The 20,524-nt window shown below is 37.2% G+C and carries 23 protein-coding genes and 1 tRNA gene; 3 read left to right on the top strand and 21 right to left on the bottom strand.

What is annotated here, in order from left to right; all coding sequences use genetic code 11:
* Window positions 1–36: 36 nt before the first annotated feature.
* The 12 genes from IJF99_RS01135 to IJF99_RS01080 all read right to left on the bottom strand — a co-directional run bounded on the left by IJF99_RS01135 (window position 37) and on the right by IJF99_RS01080 (window position 9,516).
* Complete coding sequence (locus IJF99_RS01135; protein ID WP_292790904.1) at window positions 37–315, bottom strand: 50S ribosomal protein L44e; 279 nt, start codon at window positions 313–315, stop codon at window positions 37–39.
* Between the two features lie 220 nt (window positions 316–535).
* Entirely contained in the window at window positions 536–1,360 is an 825-nt protein-coding gene (locus tag IJF99_RS01130) for a hypothetical protein (protein ID WP_292790902.1), read from the bottom strand.
* A 56-nt stretch (window positions 1,361–1,416) separates the two neighbouring features.
* Entirely contained in the window at window positions 1,417–2,151 is a 735-nt protein-coding gene (gene pcn, locus IJF99_RS01125) for a proliferating cell nuclear antigen (pcna) (protein WP_292790899.1), read from the bottom strand.
* A 75-nt stretch (window positions 2,152–2,226) separates the two neighbouring features.
* Window positions 2,227–2,997: a tryptophan synthase subunit alpha gene (trpA, locus tag IJF99_RS01120; RefSeq protein ID WP_292790896.1), complete on the bottom strand. Its 771-nt coding sequence runs from the start codon at window positions 2,995–2,997 to the stop codon at window positions 2,227–2,229.
* On the bottom strand, window positions 2,990–4,174 hold the full coding sequence (gene trpB / locus IJF99_RS01115) for a tryptophan synthase subunit beta (RefSeq protein WP_292790893.1): 1,185 nt from the start codon (window positions 4,172–4,174) through the stop codon (window positions 2,990–2,992). The genes trpA and trpB overlap by 8 nt, the downstream gene beginning before the upstream one ends.
* Window positions 4,171–4,770, bottom strand: coding sequence for a phosphoribosylanthranilate isomerase (locus IJF99_RS01110; protein WP_292790889.1), 600 nt, complete (start codon window positions 4,768–4,770; stop codon window positions 4,171–4,173). Before IJF99_RS01110 ends, trpB begins: the two co-directional genes overlap by 4 nt.
* The gene (gene trpC / locus IJF99_RS01105) at window positions 4,763–5,539 is read right to left on the bottom strand and encodes an indole-3-glycerol phosphate synthase TrpC (RefSeq protein WP_292790887.1); all 777 of its coding nucleotides are present in this window, start codon (window positions 5,537–5,539) and stop codon (window positions 4,763–4,765) included. Before trpC ends, IJF99_RS01110 begins: the two co-directional genes overlap by 8 nt.
* A gap of 5 nt (window positions 5,540–5,544) precedes the next feature.
* On the bottom strand, window positions 5,545–6,552 hold the full coding sequence (trpD, locus tag IJF99_RS01100; protein ID WP_292790884.1) for an anthranilate phosphoribosyltransferase: 1,008 nt from the start codon (window positions 6,550–6,552) through the stop codon (window positions 5,545–5,547).
* Complete coding sequence (locus tag IJF99_RS01095; protein WP_292790881.1) at window positions 6,549–7,133, bottom strand: aminodeoxychorismate/anthranilate synthase component II; 585 nt, start codon at window positions 7,131–7,133, stop codon at window positions 6,549–6,551. Before IJF99_RS01095 ends, trpD begins: the two co-directional genes overlap by 4 nt.
* Window positions 7,130–8,626, bottom strand: a complete 1,497-nt coding sequence (trpE, locus tag IJF99_RS01090) for an anthranilate synthase component I (protein WP_292790878.1) — start codon at window positions 8,624–8,626, stop codon at window positions 7,130–7,132. The genes IJF99_RS01095 and trpE overlap by 4 nt, the downstream gene beginning before the upstream one ends.
* Window positions 8,627–8,714: 88 nt before the next feature.
* Window positions 8,715–9,113, bottom strand: a complete 399-nt coding sequence (locus tag IJF99_RS01085) for a hypothetical protein (protein ID WP_292790876.1) — start codon at window positions 9,111–9,113, stop codon at window positions 8,715–8,717.
* Window position 9,114: 1 nt separating this feature from the next.
* Entirely contained in the window at window positions 9,115–9,516 is a 402-nt protein-coding gene (locus IJF99_RS01080; RefSeq protein ID WP_292790873.1) for a CPBP family intramembrane glutamic endopeptidase, read from the bottom strand.
* Between IJF99_RS01080 and IJF99_RS01075 the strand changes: the two genes are divergently transcribed.
* On the top strand, window positions 9,497–9,715 hold the full coding sequence (locus tag IJF99_RS01075; protein ID WP_292790870.1) for a hypothetical protein: 219 nt from the start codon (window positions 9,497–9,499) through the stop codon (window positions 9,713–9,715). The genes IJF99_RS01080 and IJF99_RS01075 overlap by 20 nt on opposite strands.
* Window positions 9,716–9,960: 245 nt before the next feature.
* Here the strand turns inward: IJF99_RS01075 and IJF99_RS01070 are convergent, their stop codons facing one another.
* Window positions 9,961–10,164 (bottom strand): helix-turn-helix transcriptional regulator, encoded by a 204-nt coding sequence (locus IJF99_RS01070; RefSeq protein ID WP_292790867.1) that lies wholly within the window; start codon window positions 10,162–10,164, stop codon window positions 9,961–9,963.
* A 131-nt stretch (window positions 10,165–10,295) separates the two neighbouring features.
* Here IJF99_RS01070 and purB point away from each other — a divergent pair, with 131 nt between their 5' ends.
* On the top strand, window positions 10,296–11,645 hold the full coding sequence (gene purB, locus IJF99_RS01065; protein WP_292790864.1) for an adenylosuccinate lyase: 1,350 nt from the start codon (window positions 10,296–10,298) through the stop codon (window positions 11,643–11,645).
* Window positions 11,646–11,713: 68 nt separating this feature from the next.
* Here purB and IJF99_RS01060 read toward each other — a convergent pair whose 3' ends face one another.
* The 8 genes from IJF99_RS01060 to IJF99_RS01025 form a co-directional block, all read right to left on the bottom strand.
* Complete coding sequence (locus IJF99_RS01060) at window positions 11,714–14,197, bottom strand: copper-translocating P-type ATPase (protein WP_292790861.1); 2,484 nt, start codon at window positions 14,195–14,197, stop codon at window positions 11,714–11,716.
* 76 nt (window positions 14,198–14,273) lie between these two features.
* Window positions 14,274–15,065: a nitroreductase family protein gene (locus IJF99_RS01055; protein ID WP_292790858.1), complete on the bottom strand. Its 792-nt coding sequence runs from the start codon at window positions 15,063–15,065 to the stop codon at window positions 14,274–14,276.
* Window positions 15,062–16,267: an amidohydrolase family protein gene (locus tag IJF99_RS01050; RefSeq protein ID WP_292790856.1), complete on the bottom strand. Its 1,206-nt coding sequence runs from the start codon at window positions 16,265–16,267 to the stop codon at window positions 15,062–15,064. Before IJF99_RS01050 ends, IJF99_RS01055 begins: the two co-directional genes overlap by 4 nt.
* 9 nt (window positions 16,268–16,276) lie before the next feature.
* The gene (locus IJF99_RS01045; protein WP_292790853.1) at window positions 16,277–16,666 is read right to left on the bottom strand and encodes a DUF126 domain-containing protein; all 390 of its coding nucleotides are present in this window, start codon (window positions 16,664–16,666) and stop codon (window positions 16,277–16,279) included.
* Window positions 16,667–16,675: 9 nt separating this feature from the next.
* Window positions 16,676–17,218 carry a TM2 domain-containing protein gene (locus IJF99_RS01040; RefSeq protein ID WP_292790848.1) on the bottom strand — a complete coding sequence of 181 codons (543 nt, stop codon included), beginning with the start codon at window positions 17,216–17,218 and terminating at the stop codon, window positions 16,676–16,678.
* Window positions 17,219–17,226: 8 nt separating this feature from the next.
* Window positions 17,227–18,483, bottom strand: a complete 1,257-nt coding sequence (truD, locus tag IJF99_RS01035) for a tRNA pseudouridine(13) synthase TruD (RefSeq protein ID WP_292790844.1) — start codon at window positions 18,481–18,483, stop codon at window positions 17,227–17,229.
* Window positions 18,484–18,503: 20 nt separating this feature from the next.
* Window positions 18,504–18,577, bottom strand: a tRNA-Arg gene (locus IJF99_RS01030).
* A gap of 47 nt (window positions 18,578–18,624) precedes the next feature.
* Window positions 18,625–19,065 carry a hypothetical protein gene (locus IJF99_RS01025; protein ID WP_292790842.1) on the bottom strand — a complete coding sequence of 147 codons (441 nt, stop codon included), beginning with the start codon at window positions 19,063–19,065 and terminating at the stop codon, window positions 18,625–18,627.
* Window positions 19,066–19,259: 194 nt separating this feature from the next.
* Between IJF99_RS01025 and IJF99_RS01020 the strand changes: the two genes are divergently transcribed.
* Window positions 19,260–20,366 carry a site-specific integrase gene (locus tag IJF99_RS01020; protein ID WP_292790837.1) on the top strand — a complete coding sequence of 369 codons (1,107 nt, stop codon included), beginning with the start codon at window positions 19,260–19,262 and terminating at the stop codon, window positions 20,364–20,366.
* Window positions 20,367–20,524: the final 158 nt, after the last annotated feature.

Below are 20,524 nucleotides of genomic sequence, written 5' to 3'. Positions count from 1 at the left end.
AAGTTTCCTCTTCCTTTACTAACCATGTTAACCACCTTATTTAACTACGAATTCAGGTTTACCTGTTCTGAAAGATTGTTTAATGTGAGATTTTCCACATTCTTTACATTTAAGTCTTAAATCTAATTTTTTAACTGGTTTGTTTCCAGCAGGTAAAGGCCTTGGATAACCTCTGTAACCAGCAGTCACACGTCTGAATTGTCTTTGTCCCCAAGTTAATTCACTAGCTTTTTTCCTTTTTGCAGTATGTACCTCATGTACGGTGTGTTTCCTGCAGTGAGGACAGTATGTTCTTTTTTCTTTTGGTATTTTCATTTTTTCACCGTTAATTAATAAGTTATGATAAATCTATCTGCGAATTTATCTAATTTCAATTTCTATCAAAAAACGTTAGAGATAAAAACTGTTTTGTAACGCATCAAGTCTACAGACAGCAAAAATCCAAATTATAATAAAATATAATTTTTTATTATCACAAATAGATACGATTAGTATATTTATTTATTAAGTTATTTAAAGGTAATGGAAAAATCATCTAAATTTTTACTTGACGACCTTTTCTATTTTTGAAAAATATTTTTGCATTAACCAATGGCATCGTTACAATATCCTGCGGTCTGAAAGGTCCATAGATTTTTTCATCAACACCAACAATTGCATCCACATCATCGAAAACAAGCATGGTAACAAGTTCCGTATCTCTGGCCACCTTTTTAGATTCAAAATCATAAAACTCATCTTGGCTGTCCAAAGCATTAGGATTGTCCTCTATATTTTCAACTTTCGGTTTAATTTTTGGTTTGGCTGCCGGTTCTGGTTTTTCAGCAATCGGCTTAATTTTGTCAGGTTCAGGTTCAGTCTTTTGCCTGATTGGCTCTTCCTCAACAGCAGGCTGTGAAGTTAAAGTGTTTTTTTGAGTTTCCTTAGGTTTGATGATTGGCTGGGAAGGGCTTTCATCATCCTCGGACAGTTTTTCAAGTGAAATGTTTCCCCTGTGATTTTTTAAGGTGTCAATTAAAGAATAATAAAATTTTTCCTCTTCAGGAGTTAAATTTAACGGAGTGGTATCGACCAAATCAAACTGAGGTTTACCTGTGAACAAATGATAAGACCTGTGGATGTTGACAACGGCTGCATCGGCAATTTTCTTCTCACGCCTTTGGCAAATTTCTGTTGCAATGATTTGAGCCTGTTTGAGAATTGCAGGTGCTTTGGAAAAAGGATCATTCATTGCTTCATTTTTCAACTCATCCATATACTCGATGAGCTTATCATAAAAATCCTCATCTACCCTAGCTAGCGAACCGTTGTTACGTTCTTTCTTCTGAATTTTGCGTAATGTTTGGTAGAATTCATTCACTGATTACCATCTCGAAAATTTAACTTTTAAAAATAAGAAAAGATGAACTGATGAAATTAATCATCTTGTTCTAATCTAGGAGCAAGTAAGAAACTTAATTTACCGTCGCCAGTTACCATATTAAGTGTTAAACTTAATGGCATGTCGGTACCTAAGCTAATTTCTGCTTCCTCGGAAAATTTATCTGCTTTGAGCATTTCTCTAATCTTATCTAAAGAGAATAAAGATTTTGCATGCTCTTGAATATTTTCTCCATGAAGATATTTGATGCTTGCATCACCGAACTCGCCGTCTGCGGATGCAATGAAGTAATCTTCATCAACCTGCAAAGCAATTTTATCGGAGAATATGTCAATATCGTTGATACAATCCTTTAAGATGGAGAAACGTACTTTAAATGTTGTCGGATGAGATATTTGAGGTGGAGTTGGGTTGTCATATTCAATATCTATCAATCTGATTTTGAATGTTCTTGTAGCATCACCTTCAAAGGTAATAATGAAATTGCCTTCATCGACAGACATTAACACTCTGTCCTGAGCTTTTGCACGTTTGAGAACTCTCATGAACTCATCAGTATCAATGTTAATCTTTTCAGGAACATCACAGATATATTCATCAAATAAACTTGCTTTAAGTTCTAAATGTACGAAAGTTATGTGACTGCGGTCTAAGGCATCTAATCTCATGCCTTCACTATCAGTTTGAATTTGTACTTCATCTACAATTGATGAAATAGCATCAAAACTGGTTTTTAGTATACTAGAATCACTTAATTCTGCTTTAAACATAAATAATCCTCTTGTAAATAATATGATTATATTTATTTTTTCTATTTAATAATGTTTATGTTTTTAAATAAATTATTAATTTGAAGCTTTTTTCATAGCAGAAACATATTCTTTTAGAGGTTCGGCAGCATTTTCCCCATATTCTTCAATGATTTTAACAATCGCACTGCCAACAATTACTCCATCGGCAATTTTACCTATGTCTGTTGCCTGTTCAGGCGTGTTGATACCAAAACCAACGGCTAAAGGCAAATCAGTGACTTCGCGAATATCTGATAAAATGGAGTTTAAATCTGTTTTTATCTCTGAACGCATTCCTGTGACCCCCAATGATGAAACAACATAAATGAAACCTGTTGCATCACTGGCTATCTTTTGTATTCTCTGTTTTGATGTAGGTGCGATTAATGAGATGACATCAACGCCATTTGACATGGCAATGTCTGCAATTTCGCCTTTTTCCTCATAAGGCAAATCAGGAGATATTATCCCGTCAACACCCAATTCAGCACATCTTTTAAAGAATTTTTCATAACCGTAAAAGAAAACAGGATTTATGTAAGTTAAAAAGACCAAAGGAACATCGCTTTTCTCACGAACGCGTCGGACAATTTCAAAAACATCATCAGTGGTTGTGTTATGTTTTAAGGCCCTTACATTAGCTTCCTGAATTACAACTCCCTCCGCCATAGGATCTGAAAATGGAATGCCTATTTCTACCAGGTCACAGCCCGCTTCAACCATCGCCAGGATGTATTCGACAGTCTTATCGATTGTAGGGTCTCCTGCAGTTAAAAATCCTATGAAAGCTGTTCCGTTTTTGAATGCATTAGGTATTTTACTCATTTAAATCAACTCCTCTGTACTCGGCAATTGACCTGACATCCTTATCTCCCCTTCCTGAAAGACAAATCATAATTGTTTCATCCTTATCCATTTGAGGAGCTATTTTCATGGCATATGCAACTGCATGTGCGCTTTCAATGGCGGGAATTATTCCCTCCATTCTTGACAGGTATTCGAATGCCTCCACTGCATCCTCATCAGTAACCGGAACATATTCGGCTCTGCCTGTGTCTCTTAGATAAGCATGTTCCGGACCTACGCCAGGATAGTCCAGACCCGCTGATACCGAGTACACCGGTGCGATTTGGCCGTAGTCCCCCTGATTGAATATCGATTTCATTCCATGGAATATTCCGATTTTGCCGTTTGTAAGTGCCGCTGCATTATATGGCGTGTCCACTCCTTTTCCGCCTGCTTCACAGCCGATCAGTTTAACATCCTCATCATCAATGAAATTATAGAATGCACCCATTGCATTGCTTCCCCCACCAACACATGCGATGACTGCATCGGGAAGTTTTCCTTCCTTTTCAAGGAACTGCTCTTTTGCTTCGGCACTGATTACTGCCTGAAAATCACGAACAATCAATGGAAAAGGATGGGGCCCCATTGTTGAACCAATCACATAATTGGTGTCATGGACTCTGGCAATCCAGTCACGGAATGCATCATTAACTGCGTCTTTCAGAGTTTTAGTTCCTGATTTGACTGAATGGACTTTTGCTCCCAACAATTCCATCCTATATACATTTAAAGCTTGTCTTTTTGTATCGACTTCGCCCATGAAGACTTCACATTCCATGTCAAGCAATGCTGCGGCTGTTGCGGTGGCAACTCCATGCTGGCCTGCTCCTGTTTCGGCAATCACTCTTGTTTTTCCCATTTTTTTAGCAAGCAGCACCTGGCCCAAAACATTATTGATTTTATGGGCTCCTGTGTGATTCAAGTCTTCTCGTTTCAAATAGATTTTAGCGCCGCCAAGATCTTCCGTCATTCGTTTGGCATAATACAATAGGGAAGGGCGTCCTGCATATTCCCTTAATAGCGTATTTAATTCATTGACGAAATCGTCATCGTTCATGTAATGATAATATTGCTCTTCAAGATAAATCAGTTCGTTCATCAATGTTTCTGATATGTACTGCCCACCGTATTCGCCATATCTTCCTTTACTCACTTTACAACCTCCATTATTTCCTTAATCTTATTTTCATCCTTAAAACCATTAATTTCTAAGCTTGAACTTAAATCAACTGCATAGGGATTGAATTCCTTTATTGCCTCATCAATGTTTGAAATGTCCAATCCGCCGGCCAAAAAGAATTCCTTTTTTAATCCGGATTTTATTAAGCGCCAATCGAATGTTTTTCCACTGCCTTTGCCACTGTCCAACAACAGATAGTCGGCGTGAGAGTCGTTGAATTTCAATAAGTCTATCTCTTCAGACATTTCAATGGCTTTGATGATTTTTAATTCACCGCCGGTTTTTGATTTTAGATTTAATATGTACTCTTCAGTTTCCATGCCGTGAAGCTGGGCCATTTCAATTGTTCCCTCATCAAATAATTTCAATATTTCCTCCGGAGATGCATCGACAAAAACACCCACTGAAATTATGTCTGAGTCCAGATTTAGTTTTAATTCATATGCCAAATCATGTGAAACCTTTCTTTTTGAATCTGCAAACACGAAACCTATGTAATCCGGTTTAAATTTATTTACAATTTCGATATCTTCAAATCTTTTTATTCCACAGATTTTGATTTTAACCATTTTTGAACTCCGAAATCAAAGCCTTTTTATCATCACTTTTCATTAAAGTTTCACCAATTAAAACTGCATCAACATCATTTTCTTTCAATCTGGTGACATCTTCCTTTGTTTTAATTCCGCTTTCTGAAATAAATATGACATCGCCGCTGACACATCTACGTAAACTGATACTATTTTCAATATCTACAGTAAAATCATTAAGATTTCTGTTGTTGACGCCAATGATTTCAGCACCCACAGTCAAGGCTCTCATGATTTCATCACCATCATGGGCTTCGACAATTGCAGAAAGACCCAAATCATGAGCCAAATCCAAATATTTCTTTAACTGAACAATATCCAAAATAGAAACGATCAGCAAGATAGCTGAAGCGCCTAATGCCTTAGCTTCCCATATCATATATTCATCAATGATGAAATCTTTTCTTAAAACGGGAATGCTTACATTTTCAGAAATTTCTTTTAGATAATCGTCAGATCCCATGAAAAAATAAGGTTCTGTTAATACGGATATTGCAGATGCTCCTGCAGACTCATATTCCTTTGCAATAGCCAGATAATCAAAATCTTCAGCAATGACTCCTTTGGAAGGGGAAGCCTTTTTCACCTCGGCAATTATTGCAATATCCTCTCCACTTAAAGCTTCCTTAAACGGAAAGTCATCTGTAATATCCATCAAATTAACTTCATTTTTTAAATCATCAATTGAAATAATGCTTTTTGCAAGCTCTACCCTTTCTTTAGTTTTTTCAACAATTTCATCCAACATAATAATCAGCCGTTTGTAAATTCGATAAATTTTTCAAGCTGTTCCAGTGCCTTGCCTGAATCAATGATTTTAGCTGCAAGCTCGACACCTTCCCTTAAGGAATCAACTTTGCCTGCAACATATAGACCTGCAGCAGAATTTAAAAGAACAGCATTTCTTTTTGGACCTTTTTCACCATTCAATATTGATAATGTGATTTTTGCGTTTTCTTTAGCGTCCCCGCCAACCAAGTCATCTTTTGAACACATTTCCATCCCAAAATATTCCGGTGAAATTTCATAGGACATTGTTTTACCATCTTTAAGTTCACATACAAAAGTTTTATCACTGACTGAAATCTCATCCATCCCATCCATTCCATACACGGATACGGCGGAATCGACTCCCAGATTCTTCAGCACTTCCATTAGCGGTTCAACAAGTTCCTTTTCATATACTCCCAAAACCTGCATTGTAGCACCTGCAGGATTGGTTAGGGGACCTAAAATGTTGAATATTGTTCTGATAGACAGTTCCTTTCTGACAGGAGCCACATATTTCATTGACAGGTGGTAATTTTGAGCGAATAAGAAACAAATGTTATTCTCTTTCAAACATCTTAAGCTTCTACTAGGACTTATATTAATATTCACTCCCAATTCTTCAAGCACATCTGCAGCGCCGCATTTACTTGATGCGGATCTGTTTCCGTGCTTAGCAACAGGAATTCCTGCTGCTGAAATAACGATTGATGAAGTTGTTGAAATGTTGAATGTATTCGAACCGTCACCTCCGGTTCCTACAATCTCCAAGACATTTTCATCATTTAAAAGTCTCAAACAATGAGCCCTCATCGCTTCGGCGGAAGCGGTGATTTCTTCAATTGTCTCGCCTTTCATGGACATTGCCGTTAAATAGGCACTCATCTGCACTTCACTTGCTTCACCACTCATGATTTCATCCATTGTTTGGTAAGCCTCTTCATATGTTAAATTCTGATGTTTATAAACTTTTAAAATAGCTTCTTTAATCATAAAATCCCTCTTTCGACTTTATCTAAAAAATTTTCCATAATTGTTAATCCATCAGGAGTCAGGATTGATTCCGGATGGAACTGAAGGCCATAAACATTATACCGCTTATGCTTTACCGCCATGATTTCCCCGTCATCCTTTGCTTTTGAAATGATTTCCAAAGGTTCGGGAAGCGTTTCCTTTATTAAACTTAAGGAATGATACCTGCCAACGTTGATTTGAGATGGAAGGCCTTTAAAGATGTAATCATAATCCAGTGATATGTCCGATGATTTGCCGTGCATCAATCTTTTGGCGTGTGACACTTTACCTCCAAACGCTTCACATATTGCCTGATGACCGAGGCAAACACCTAAAATTGGAATCCTATCATGGAATTCCCTTACCAGATCAATGCAGATTCCTGCATTTTCCGCTTTTCCAGGACCTGGGGATAGAATGATTGCGTCAGGGTCTAAATCCTCAATATCCTTAATCGTTATCTTATCGTTTCTTGAAACCTGAATATCCTTTCTGACTTCACCAATCAGCTGGTATAAATTGTATGAAAAACTGTCATAGTTATCAATTAAAAGTATCATTCTAATCCTCCGTCAGAGATTTTTAAGGCATCAATAACGGCTGCCGCCTTATTCAAACATTCATCGAATTCGTTATCCGGAACACTATCTGCAACAATGCCCGCTCCCGAACGTATGAATACCTTATTATTTCTTGCAAAGGCAATCCTTATTGAAATGCATGTGTCGATATTTCCGCTTAAATCAACATATCCGATAGCACCGCCATAAATCCCCCTTTTATTGTCTTCAAGTTCGTTTATAATCTCACATGCCCTGATTTTTGGAGCTCCGGATAATGTACCTGCAGGCAAAATCGAATCGATGGCTGCAAGTGAATCCAAATCGCTTCTCAATGTTCCGGTTACAGTTGAGCCTATATGCATCACATGTGAAAATTTCTCAATTGACAAATATTTCTCGACTTTTACAGAGCCTATTTCGGCAATTCTTCCGATATCATTTCTTCCCAAATCCACAAGCATATTGTGTTCCGCAAGTTCCTTTTCATCCGAAAGCAGATCCCTTTCCAGTTCCTCATCCTCCTCATCAGTGCTTCCGCGGGGTCGGGTTCCTGCAAGAGGGAAAGTATAGAGCTTATTGTCATTCAGTTTCACAAGAGTTTCCGGGGAAGCGCCTGCGATTTCAATATCGTCGCTTGAAAAATAAAACATGTAAGGGGATGGATTTGTAGTTCTCAGGACCCTGTACGTGTCAAACAGACTTCCCGAGATATCCGCTTCGATTTTATTTGAAAGCACTACCTGAAAAATATCGCCTTCATAAATGTAATCCTTGGCCTTTTCGACCATGTCGCAAAACTTCTCTCGTGAGAATACCGGCTTGAAATCGGATTTTAACTTTAACGGAGGGATTTCTATTCTTTCACCGTTTTTAATCAAATCGGCAATCTCTCTTAAATCGTCACATGCCTTTTTATAGTTATTTTCCAAATCGTCTGTTTTCATGTTGACGATGATGATTATCTTCTGTTTGAAGTTGTCGAATGCGATTACCTTGTCGAACAGCATCAGGTCAATGTCCTTGAACTGGTCCTGATTTTCGGCGTCCAAGTTTAGGCTCGGTTCCTGGTATTTGATGTAGTCGTAGGCGAAATATCCGACGAAACCTCCTGTGAATGGCGGAAGGCCTTTGATTTTTGGAGATTTGTTTTTCAAAACCAGTTCCTTGATGATTTCATTGGGATTTTGCGTTTTGATGATTTTTTCATCATTGCTTAATTCATTGAAATCCTCATCACCCCTGATTTTGACTGTTCCATCCTGGCAGGTGAATTCCAGAAGCGGATTAAAACCTAAAAATGTGTATCTTCCCCATTTTTTTGAATCCTCTACACTTTCCAGCATGTAGGTATGTTTACTTATGCCTTTTAAAATTCTTAAAACTTCAATTGGTGTAGCCATATCTGAAAATAATTCATAGGATATGGGGATTCGTTTATATTCGCTGTTTTTTGCTATTTCTTTTACTTCTTCTAAATTTGGGGAAAACATTTTTATCACTAATAATAGTTAGTATAATGTACTATTTAAAACCTTGTTGTCATAAAATGTACATCAGTATAAATTTTGAAAAAAAATTCTACATCTTATCCTGTTCCCTGCTGAACTCGATGACGATTTTCTTAATTTCCCTACTTTCCAGATAAGGAAGCTTTTGTGAAATTTCACGTTCCAAATCCCTGTTCAACTGCAATCTTTTTTGAACGTACTCATCGCCTTCAAATTCGCGCTTATACTGTCTATTCAAATTAGAATATCTTGTTATCATTGGCTGAAGAATTGTCCCGATATCCTTTTCCAGTTGGTCATTGATAATTTTCCTTTTCCTGATTTCACTGACAAAACCTACAACAGTCATGAAAAATCCTAAAACGGTTACGGTTAAAGCCGGAACAAAAATTTGCTGATTATCAATGAAAACAATAGTAAGAACGATGCCTACAAGAATAAGCAAGATTCCGATTTTTCTTAAATCCATGTTAAGATTTATTGTTATTTATAGTATTTAATTCTTTAACAATTGATACTGAAATTAAAATTAACGAAAGAATGGCCAAAAGAGACATGATTAAAACAATCATGTTATCTGTAAATAGAATATTGTTATAATCAGCCATAACAATTATTTCGGCAAACAGGTTATTCAAAAAGTGAGCGAATATTGCAACGAAAATGTTTTCAGTTTTCAGATATAATATTGAAACACAAACTGCAAAAATAAAAGCCGAAAAAATTGACCCGAAACTGTGAAGTGACGCAAATATCATGGAAGATATCAATATTGCATAAACCGTCGGAACGACCAGTTTCAATCTGTTGATAAAAACCCCCCTAAAGATCAGTTCCTCCACAACTGGAGAGATGAAAACCGTTGCAATCAAGCTGCCTGTAAAAAATGATTCGAAAATATTGTGGGATGCAATCTGTAAAATGGAATTGGAGAAATACAACATTCCATACGAAAGAAAGACATTCAATATTACTATCAAAAAAACATTCCTTATTACATTCGGAGAAAAGACTTCTGATATGTCATCTCCAATTGAAAAAAATTCATCTTTAAGTTTAAAAATAAAGTAAAATATTATGAAAATATAAATCCAAAATGCATTGACTTGAACAATGTTTAAAGAATTTAACAAATATTGAATCAGAAATAAAACAATGAAAACAGACAGCATCTCTTTTAAAGTAATTTTTTTAAGTTTATCGTTAAATAAAGACATTCTATCAAAAATAAAATTCAATCGGAAAAAAGAATATACAATAATCTAGTTAGTTATAACAAGTGAGTTACTAATCCCAAATTAATTATGTTTTCTAATCTATTCAATATCATCGAGCACAAACACATCTTCTATTGCATCTTTACCCAATTCTTTTGTAATTTTATAGGCCAATATTAAGGAAGGATTGTATCGAGCATTTTCTAAAGCATTAATAGTCTGACGAGTCACACCAACCAAATCAGCCAATTCCTGTTGAGTCAAAGCTTTTTCTTGGCGAAACTGTCGTATTTTAGTTTCCAAATAATCACCTATTATACAACTATAATAGTTAAATAATGATTTTATAATAAAAGAATATAAATGTTTGCTAAAATTTAATTAATTAAAAAACAAAAATAATATTATTATACAATTTTGTGAGATGATAAAAAATGGCTATACACCCTATTGAATTTAGGTATGGTACACCCGAAATGAAAAATATTTGGGAAGAAGAAAATAAATTGCAAAGAATGCTCGATGTAGAAGCGGCCTTGGCTTTGGCGGAAGGAAAACTTGGAATCATTCCACAGGAAGTTGCAGATGAGATTGCAGCTAAAGCCAATACCGATTATGTAAAACTAGAAAGAGTAAAAGAAATCGAAGCTGAAACCAATCACGATATTGCGGCATTATCAAAATCAATTACAGAAGTATGTGAAAATGGTGCCGGAGAATATGTTCATTTTGGAGCAACATCCAACGACATTGTTGACAGTTCAAATTCACTGCTCATTCGTGACTCAATTGATGTTTTAGAAGAAAAACTGGAAAGGCTAACAAAAATCATGCTTAAGCTTGCAAGTGAAAACAAAATGAAAGTATGCATCGGACGTACACACGGCCAGCATGCGCTTCCAACAACTTACGGTATGAAATTTGGTCTATGGGCAGATGAGCTTCACAGACAATATGTAAGATTAGAAAATGCAAGATCAAATGTTTGCGTTGGAATGATGGATGGTGCAGTCGGCACGACCGCCGCATTAGGCGAACAAGGTTGGGAAATTCATAAAACAGTTGCAGAAATCTTAGGATTGCCTGCGGCAACAATAACTAATCAGGTTGTTCAAAGAGACAACCATGTTGAATTCATCAGTGTTTTAGCCAATATAGCATCTACTTTAGATAAGATTGCACTTGAAATTAGAAGTTTGCAGAGAACTGAACTAATGGAAGTTGGGGAATATTTCGACCCTGAAAAACAAGTGGGAAGCAGTACAATGCCCCATAAAATGAATCCTATCACTGCCGAAAGAATTTGCGGCGTTGCAAGAATTGTGAAATCATATGTGAATGCGGCGCTTGACAACAACCCGCTTTGGCATGAAAGAGACTTGACCAATTCCTCATGTGAAAGGATAATGTTTCCTGAAAGCTGTATCCTAACAGATTACATCCTAAACCTTACCATTAAATTAATGAACAACCTAGTGTTCTATGATGAAAATATCGAAAGAAACTTGAACCTGACCAACGGTTTAGTGATGGCCGAAAGATTAATGGCAGAGCTAACCCGTGCAGGAATGGGAAAACAGACCGCTTATGGAATAGTCAGGAAAAATGCAATCAAAGCAAATAAGGAAAAACTATTGCTCGGAGAATTAATCTTGGAGGATGAGGAAGTGCAAAAATTCCTAACCCAAGAAGATGTCGACAAGATTATGGATCCTCATACTTACATAGGCTCCATCCCAACAATTATCGATGAGTTACTTGAAAAATCAGAAAACTGGTTTTAAAGTGGATATAAGCTCGAAAACTTTTAAAAATTAAAAATAGAATTAATTGATTTGAAAATCAATTAATTTCAACTTCTTTTTATTTCAGGAACATATCTCTTAAGCATCAATGAAAGGGATATTACTGTAACTGAACTCATGGCCATCGCTAGACCTGCAAGAGCCGGTTCGAATGTTATTCCGAATGTCGGATACAAAACGCCTGCCGCAACCGGAATTAAAATTGAGTTATATGCAAAGGCCCAGAAAATATTTTCCTTTATTCTGCGCATTACCTTTTTGGAAAACTGCACTGCTGCAACGACATTCTCCAAATCTCCTTCCATCACAACAATATCTCCACTTTCCATTGCAATATCCGTACCGTTACCCATGGCAACACCAATATCGGCCTGTGTAAGTGCCGGAGCATCGTTGATGCCGTCTCCGACGAACAAAACTTTTTTGGTATGATTTGCTTGAGTGCTTTTGACAATGTCCAATTTGTTTTCCGGAAGAATTCCCGCTTCCACATTGTCAATTCCGACTTCACGGGCAACATTCAATGCAGTGGATTCGTTATCCCCTGTTAACATGTAGGTTTCAACACCCATTTTATGCAGTTCTTCAATGGCCCTTTTAGAATTGGCTTTTATCTTATCGGACAGGCTTAAAATGCCTTTCACGGATTTGTCCTGTGATAGGAATATGATTGTTTTAGACAGCTTTTCAAGTTCATGATACTTACTGACCACTTCATCGGAAACATCGATGTCGAATGATTCCATTAATGCCAGATTGCCAGCAAGAACTTCGCTGCCTTTTAATTCGGCTTTAAGGCCTTTTCCTGTGACATTTTCAAATCCGCTGGTTTGGTCGAGCTTAAGGCCTAATTCCTTAGATTTATTCACAATGGCCTTGGCAATCGGGTGGGTTGAATTCTGCTCAACACTTGCGGCGAGTTGGATTAACTCGTCATCTGAACAGCCATATGCAATGATGTCATCTACTTCAGGTTTTCCTTCGGTTATTGTACCTGTCTTATCGAAAGCGGCCACATCAATCTGGCCTGCATTTTCCAGGGTATCCCCATTTTTAATCAATATTCCATACTCGGCAGCCCTGCCGACGCCAACAGTGACTGCTGTTGGGGTTGCCAGACCCAAAGCGCAAGGACATGCAACAACCAAAATTGAAATCAGGCATGTTAAAGAAAACAGCAATGTTTCCCCCAAAATGAAATACCATATCAGGAATACCACAATGGCTATTGTTAAGATAACCGGAATGAAATAGGATACAATAGTATTTGCGAATTTCTGAACTGGAGGTCTTGAAGACTGTGCCTTTTCAACCAAGCGAATAATGTTTGACAATACGGTTTCCTTTCCGATTTTTTTAGCTTTAATGTGGAGGATTCCATCCTGGTTAATGGTTCCGGCAAATACTTCTTCACCATCCTTTTTGACTTTAGGAATCGGCTCGCCGTTGATCATTGACTCATCGACATAGGACTCACCGCCCACTACATCCCCATCAACAGGGATTTTTTCGCCGGGCTTTACCAATAATAAATCGTCCAATACAATATCTGCAATTGAAACCTCCTTTTGGGAGATTATTTCACCGTTTTCATCCACTTCAATTGCTGTTGCAACGGTTGGCTGAAGACCTATCAGTTCACGTATGGAATCTGATGTTCTTTTTTTGGCTCTTGCTTCAAGATACCTTCCAATCATTAAAAATGACGGAAGCATCACTGCTGAGTCGTAAAACATGAATGTGTGATCGAGAACAATGCCGAATGTTCCGAAAATACTTGAGATATATGCAACAAGAATACCCATTGAATACATGACATCCATATTCAGGTTTTTATGCATTAACCCGTTTATTCCTGCTTTTAAAATAGGTAAAGAAACATATAAAAATGGAGCAATGCTTACAATCAATGAGAGCAATCCCATTGATGAAATATGCAATCCTGTAGATTCATGAATGCTGTGGGTCAGGCCCATTAACGGATCCCAACCGCTGAACATTAAAATCATTAAAATAGCCGAAAATATCAAACCAACGATTATTCTGTTACGTTTATCCTTTAAATCCTGTTGATAAATCGCTTCTTCATCGATTTCTGTTTGACCTTCAACACCTAAAAGTTCAAATCCCAAAGAGGTTATTACCTCATCAATTTCATCCAGGGTTACTTTTGATGAATCATATCTGATTTTTGCGGATTGGGAGGTCAAATCTGCTTTAACATCGAAAATTCCATCCAATCTTATCAGAAAGTTCTCGACATTCATTGTGCATGATGCGCAATGCATTCCCTGGATTCTTATTGTCATTTCATCAGAGTGGAGTTCAAAACCAAGATTCTTAACCAGCCTTTCCATATCCTCATATGAAATTTTCTTGGTATCTACTGTAATATGCAATTTATTTGATGCTAAATCCGCATCAACATCTTCTACTCCCTCAATTTTACCAAAAGTTTTATTTACACTCAATACACAGGAAGCGCAATGCATTCCTTCAATCGGCAAATCCATATGTTTATGTTTTACCATAATTACCTCCCTTCGTATTCTATAAAACTAATTTTATAGTTCATTCATAATAAAGTTTAGGTGTACTAAAAAATTTTTACATGTACTGAACATTAATTTCATTGTGAGGAATGGTTCTTCTAAATCTCTTTTTTGGATAGCCTATTATGAAAGCAGAATATATGTGCTTGTTTTTATCGATTTGCGGGAAGAATTCCATTAATTTTTCATGATTGATTTCATCCGCTTTGAGAATGAACAATGAATAGAAGCCTCCAAGGCCCAACGCATATGCCAACAATTCCAAACGAGTATTTGCTATGACTGCGCTGGTCTTATCGGTTGAAAATGTTAAAATCAGCTGTTGACCTGTCCATAATAACGGATGATGCTCTTTTGTGGAATTGCCTTTAATGTAATCTCCGAATTCCTTAATTCTGAAAAATTCCTCCTCTTCAACCCGGATGATATCATAAACATGCTTCATGAAATCGTTGAGCTTCCTATCTAAAACGACAAATTCAACATCCTGCTCATTTTGTGCAGACGGCGAATAATAAGCCCCTTCAAATAATTTATTGAATGTGTCCTTATCGATTTTCCTGTTTTTAAACCAACGGATAGACCTTCTTTGTTTTAAAAATTGCAATAATTCATTGTAATTAACCGGAAGTTCTTTAGGATTATAATCCTCAATCCTATTTTCATGACCCTTGAATATTTTAAGAGTAATCGCCCCTGTAGGACATATTGCCATGCAGTGGCCGCATTCAAAACAGTTGCTTCCTGTTTCATATGCAACTTCATCAATCTCAATATTATCTCTAATGCAAACGGATTTGCATTGCCCACATGCAATGCATTCTTCAGCATCAATCATTAATTTCATTTAACCACAATTCCATCCTGTAAAACTTTTAAAACATTATCGTTATCGCTTAAAACACCGACATCATCTAAGGGATTTGAATTGACCAAAACCAAATCAGCAACATAATGCTCTTTAACTAATCCAAGGTTATCGAATCCTAAAAATTCCGCTGCCTTGACTGTACCTGCGGCAATCGCCTCATCTTCACTCATGCCTATGTCAGTCAAATGAGCCAATTCTTCCAGATTATGTCCATGTGGAATGACACCGCTGTCGGTTCCCATTAAAATATTAACCCCCTCCTCATAGGCTGCAGAAACGTTTTCCTTGTGGACGTCGACAATCTCTTTAAGCTTTGCTGTCTTTTCAGCTGCATAATTGTCCCATGCCGGAAAACCGTTTTTGGCTAAAAATTGATGAACGAGCAATGTAGCGACCAGACTGACATTTTTGTCAGCCATCTTTTTGGCGGTTTTCCTATCAATGAATGTTCCATGTTCAATTGAACTGAATCCTGCATCAATGCAATTGTTCATTCCTTTTAAACTATGGCAATGAGCCGAAACCTTCATATTGCTTGCTTTAGCTTCATTGACTATTGTTTTAAGTTCCTTTTTATTGAACTGTGCAAATTCCGGAGAAGTGTTTGTAGTTAAAACTCCGCCACTTGCCATGACCTTTATAAAATCGGCGCCCGCCCTTCTGACTTCACGGGTCTTTTTCAAGACCTCCTCAACACCGTCACATCTTCCCTTGGGAAAGCCCGGATAGATTATCTCCATGTCCCAGCCGGAAGGCAGAAACAAGTCGAAATGGCCTCCGGTCATGACCAATGGTGTGATAGACAAATGCGCTTTTGGAGCAGTGAACAAACCTTTTTGCTGAGCCAATTTAAAACTCAAATCAGCTGATCCGCAATCCCTAATTGTTGTGACTCCCGCATTAATGGTTTGCAATGCGTGAGGCACCGCATTGTAGAAATGAAGGCCTAACGGATTTGCCATATTTTCCTCTTTGTGAAAACCATTTGCAAAGATATGGCAATGGCAATCAATAAATCCTGAAAGCAGGTAATTATCCTCACCGTCAATGACATTGTCGGCTTTGATTTTGGATGAGGAAATTTCCCTGATAATGCTATCTTCAATTAAAACATTGCGATTGGTTTGAACTTCCTCAAATGGATTTACGATATTTACATTTTCAATTAGAGTTTGCATATTATCACATCATAATATTTCGATTGTTCCGTTATCCCCATCGACCTCGACCAGGGTTCCTGTTGTCAAATCCTTGGTTTCGGCAGGTGAATCAACCATTGGAATATCTGACATTATCGCTCCTGTAGCAATGATAGGCTCTGCATTCAGACAGATTATGGCCTTTGGAGCTGTGTTGTTTTTCATCATCTGGAAAATGACATAAGAACCGACAGTTGAGCCTTTTCCACCGGGGATGAATAGGACTTTATCTTTAATGATTTCTCCTTTTAATTCGTGGTTCGGATCAATTATTTCACCATTTTCAGGGTTTACCCCTCCTAAAAAGCTAATAGGCTCTGATGAAACAATCAGTTCCCCCCTTCCTTTTCCTTTTGAAATATTTCTACATTCAATCATAAGCATCACTTAAAATAATTTATCTTTAACCTCTTCTCCGCGATTTACGGCATTTGTTGAAATGATTGTGTCAATCAATGCCCAAATCCATATTACTGCACATAATAAAAATCCAATCAAAAGTAAAATTAAAATCGCTGATATCACATAAGCTATCAGAAATATTGCGCCTTTATTGTCAAGGCCCAAATAAATCTGGCCAAGGCCCGGCAATAATACGCTTAAAATTATGGCTAAAAGAATATTTTTTTCGCCTGAAGATGTGACCGTTTTGGCTGGTTTAATAGCTTTAGCATTCAAATCCTGACCGCATTCAGGACAGAATTTAAAATCGCCTGTAAGTTCAGCTCCGCAATTATAGCAGAAATTGACTTTATCAACTTGCCTAGCCGGAACCGGTTTAGCATCTTGTGAGACAGCGGAATCCAAAAGAGTTTCGGTTTTCATGGATTCTACCGGTTTGACTTCTTCAACATTTGCGATGTAAGCCCCACAATTTTTACAGAATTTATCTTTTGGAACCTCTTTTCCACAATCCGGACATATTACCATGTTATCACCTAAACCACATCTATTTTCATGATTTCCCTTAAAACTGCAGTGGCATATGAACCCTTATTGATTGAAAATTCACATAAAACACCCTCATCTGTTGCTTCTGCATGGGCATCCCAAACTTGGAATCTCATTGAACGCCTCAATCCATGGCTTCCCAAACGAGGCATTTTCGGAACTTCAAAATCTTCTTTTGTAAGGTTATAACCATTTAAAACATTCTCTTCCATTTCACCAACAATTCCACCAGCATATGGAACCTTAGTGCCGTATAACGGACAAGTCGGATCCGCTTCAAAGTTATCCATCATCTTCTGATACTCCTCGGGAGTCTTATCATAAACGATGTGCTCTTCTGTGTCGATGATAATGTCTCCCTCAATGTATTTGTCAATTCCCATAGCCACACGATTGCTTACCGCTTCATTGAATAAATATGACTGATAGGCATGAACAAACATTCTCTGAAGTGGCTTTGGAAGTGCATATAAAGCATTCTTATAAGATTTATCAGTTAATTCTCCTTTTTTGGAATCCTTAATCAGTTCACGAATCATCATCTTTTCGTATCTCATTCCCTTGCCCATCAAATTTAAGGATTCTTCAAGGTTTCCGTCATCATACGCCTGTCTTGCCATCTGATTTTCTTCATGCTCCTCTTCGGACGGACCGCCGATATACCTGTCAACAGCCTTCTTCAAGTCGTTTTCGATTAAGGCTTCACCAACAAGATGAGTGTTTGTTCTTGGCTTTCCGAATCTCTGCCAGCCGAAGTAATTAGGGACCCCTGTAGTTTCCAGTTCCTTCAACACTTCATTTGCAATATCTGCACTTTCCTGAATGTCGTCCAAATCCCTGATTAGGATTTTGAATTTGTTTCCCTTAAGCTGGCCCATCCTAAGTTTTTTTCTGCCGCGAACAATTTCTAAAAAATCAGTCTTGTATATATCCAGGTTTTCTACCTGTTTGAATTGCTCTTGCGAATCCATATTGGCAATGCAAATCCATTGACGGGTTAAGGCTTTTTTGTCCTTCATTCCGGCAAAGCCCATTCTTTTTCTTGAAATGTGAAGGTCTCTTGAAATGTCTAAAACGACATCCAAAGTGGTCCTTCCGAGTTTTTCAATCCAGATGTAGATGTTTGGACCTTCTCCAGTCGGAATGATTTCTGGAATTTCTTCAACGTAAAAATCTTCATATCTATTTCTAATAGTTCCCCCAATTCCTTTTTGGGAAGTAACATATGTATTGGCATTTAACATAATAATCACGGAAATTATAATGCCCTGGCCGGGATTTGAACCCGGGGAATGGGATCCGCAGTCCCATGTGTTATCCAAACTACACCACCAGGGCCAACAAAATAAGATAACAATTAAGTTTAAGTTTTTTATAGTATTTAATTATTGCCATATTGCTAAGGTATATGAATAACCATCATAGGTTCTAGAGGCCACATTAACATCTTTTGCCTTTTTAAAATCCCCAGATGATGCCAACACTTCACCATCCAGAACATTGTTTTCAGTGAAACGATAATTTTTGATTTCATATGAATCCAGCTTGTCTTTAGAAATTCCGGAAACTTCGCTTATTGACTCCTTTGAATTTTCGCCGTCCTCTAAAATTTTCGAAATTTTGCCAAGAAATGTCTCGTCATTGAAATCTATTTTTCCGCCCAACAGTTCCATCACATCCTGGGCAGTCCTAATATCCATTGTTTCATAGGAATAATCAGTAGTAGGAATGGATATTGCAGTATTGAAAACTAAAAATGCAATTAAAAGTAACACTATTGCAAGAATCGCATCGAATATATAAAAGGAGCCTTTGTCATCTAACATATTCATGAATCTGATTTTTTAATTTATATAAGATTTTGAAGTGTGGAAGTGTGCTTTTGTGCAATGTTGCACTTTAAAAAAATTAATATTCTATTGGAAACAATAAATTTGTATTATAATATACTTAGCATAAATTGTTAGTTTTGGCTCTTTTCAAAAATGTTTTTACAAAGACTTTATGGAGCTGAAAAACTATGAAAAACAATGAACTTTTAAAAGCAATATCTGTAACCTACAACCATTCACCGGGCACACAAAGACTGTATGTCTATGCACTGGAGAAATATTCCACATATTATGAAATGGGCTTGGATGAACTTTTAACTGAAGCGGAAAGCGAGGAAAATAAAGGAATTAAATGGAAACACCGAAGAATCAAAACCAGACTTCTTGAATTCAGACAATACCTTTTGGAAAACTATGCTTTAAACACTGTTAAATTAGTTATGATTAATGTCATCAAGTTCTACAAGTTCTATGATGTGGAAATCTATGAACTGCCCAAAATCAATGAAAAATCTGTCCAGAAACCTCAGCCGATTTATTTCAGCGATCTGCCGGATAAGGAAATCATCAGAAAGGCCTTGGGCATTGCAAGTCCAGTCATGAAGGCAGCAATACTTTTTATTGCATCCAGCGGTTGTGCAAGAGCAGAAACACTAAGTTTAACAATACAGGATTACATCGATGCACTGTCAGAATACCTTCCACGAAGAGATATGAATATCTTTGAGGTTATTGATTTGATTGAGGATGATGAGACAGTCATTCCCACATTCAACATCCGCAGAAAAAAGACCAATAAATACTACACCACCTATTGCAGTCCCGAAGCGGTAAAAGCGATAAACGCACATATATTATCACGTAGCGATAAGGTAACCAACGAATCCAAACTCTTTAAGATGGGTGTCAATTACTTTACCCTCAGTTTTCAAAGGATTAATGATGATTTGGGTCTTGGAAAAATCGGACCATACAACAGATTCCGAAGCCACATGCTTAGGAAATTCCACGCATCTGCACTATATAATGACGGCATGAGTCTCGATGACGTCAATGATCTACAAGGTAAAGCCAAAAACAAGACAGATCAGGCATACTTCATGATAAACCCTGAAGATTTGAAATACCAATATATCGAGCATTTGTCTGCTGTAACCATCAGCACTGAAGTCAAAAAGCTGCATGTGAAATCGCCTGAGTTTGTAAAAATAGAAAACGAGAAAAACGAACTGATGCTGGAACTTGACAGGCTTAAGTTTGACATTGACAGCCTTAAAAGCATGATCGGGAAATAAATACCTATTTCCCACCACTATTTTTATAAGTGTATTCTTCTTATTCCATTGATTTTGTCAAAGTCCGAATCGAATGACACTACAACGGAAACATTGTTGTCCATCATTGTCTTTAGGATTGTGCAATCGGAATAGTTAACGCTTAGATTATAATACTT

It is taken from the genome of Methanobrevibacter sp. (genome assembly GCF_017406825.1).
GTDB lineage: Archaea > Methanobacteriota > Methanobacteria > Methanobacteriales > Methanobacteriaceae > Methanocatella.
This window is presented reverse-complemented; position numbering and strand designations above follow the sequence as displayed.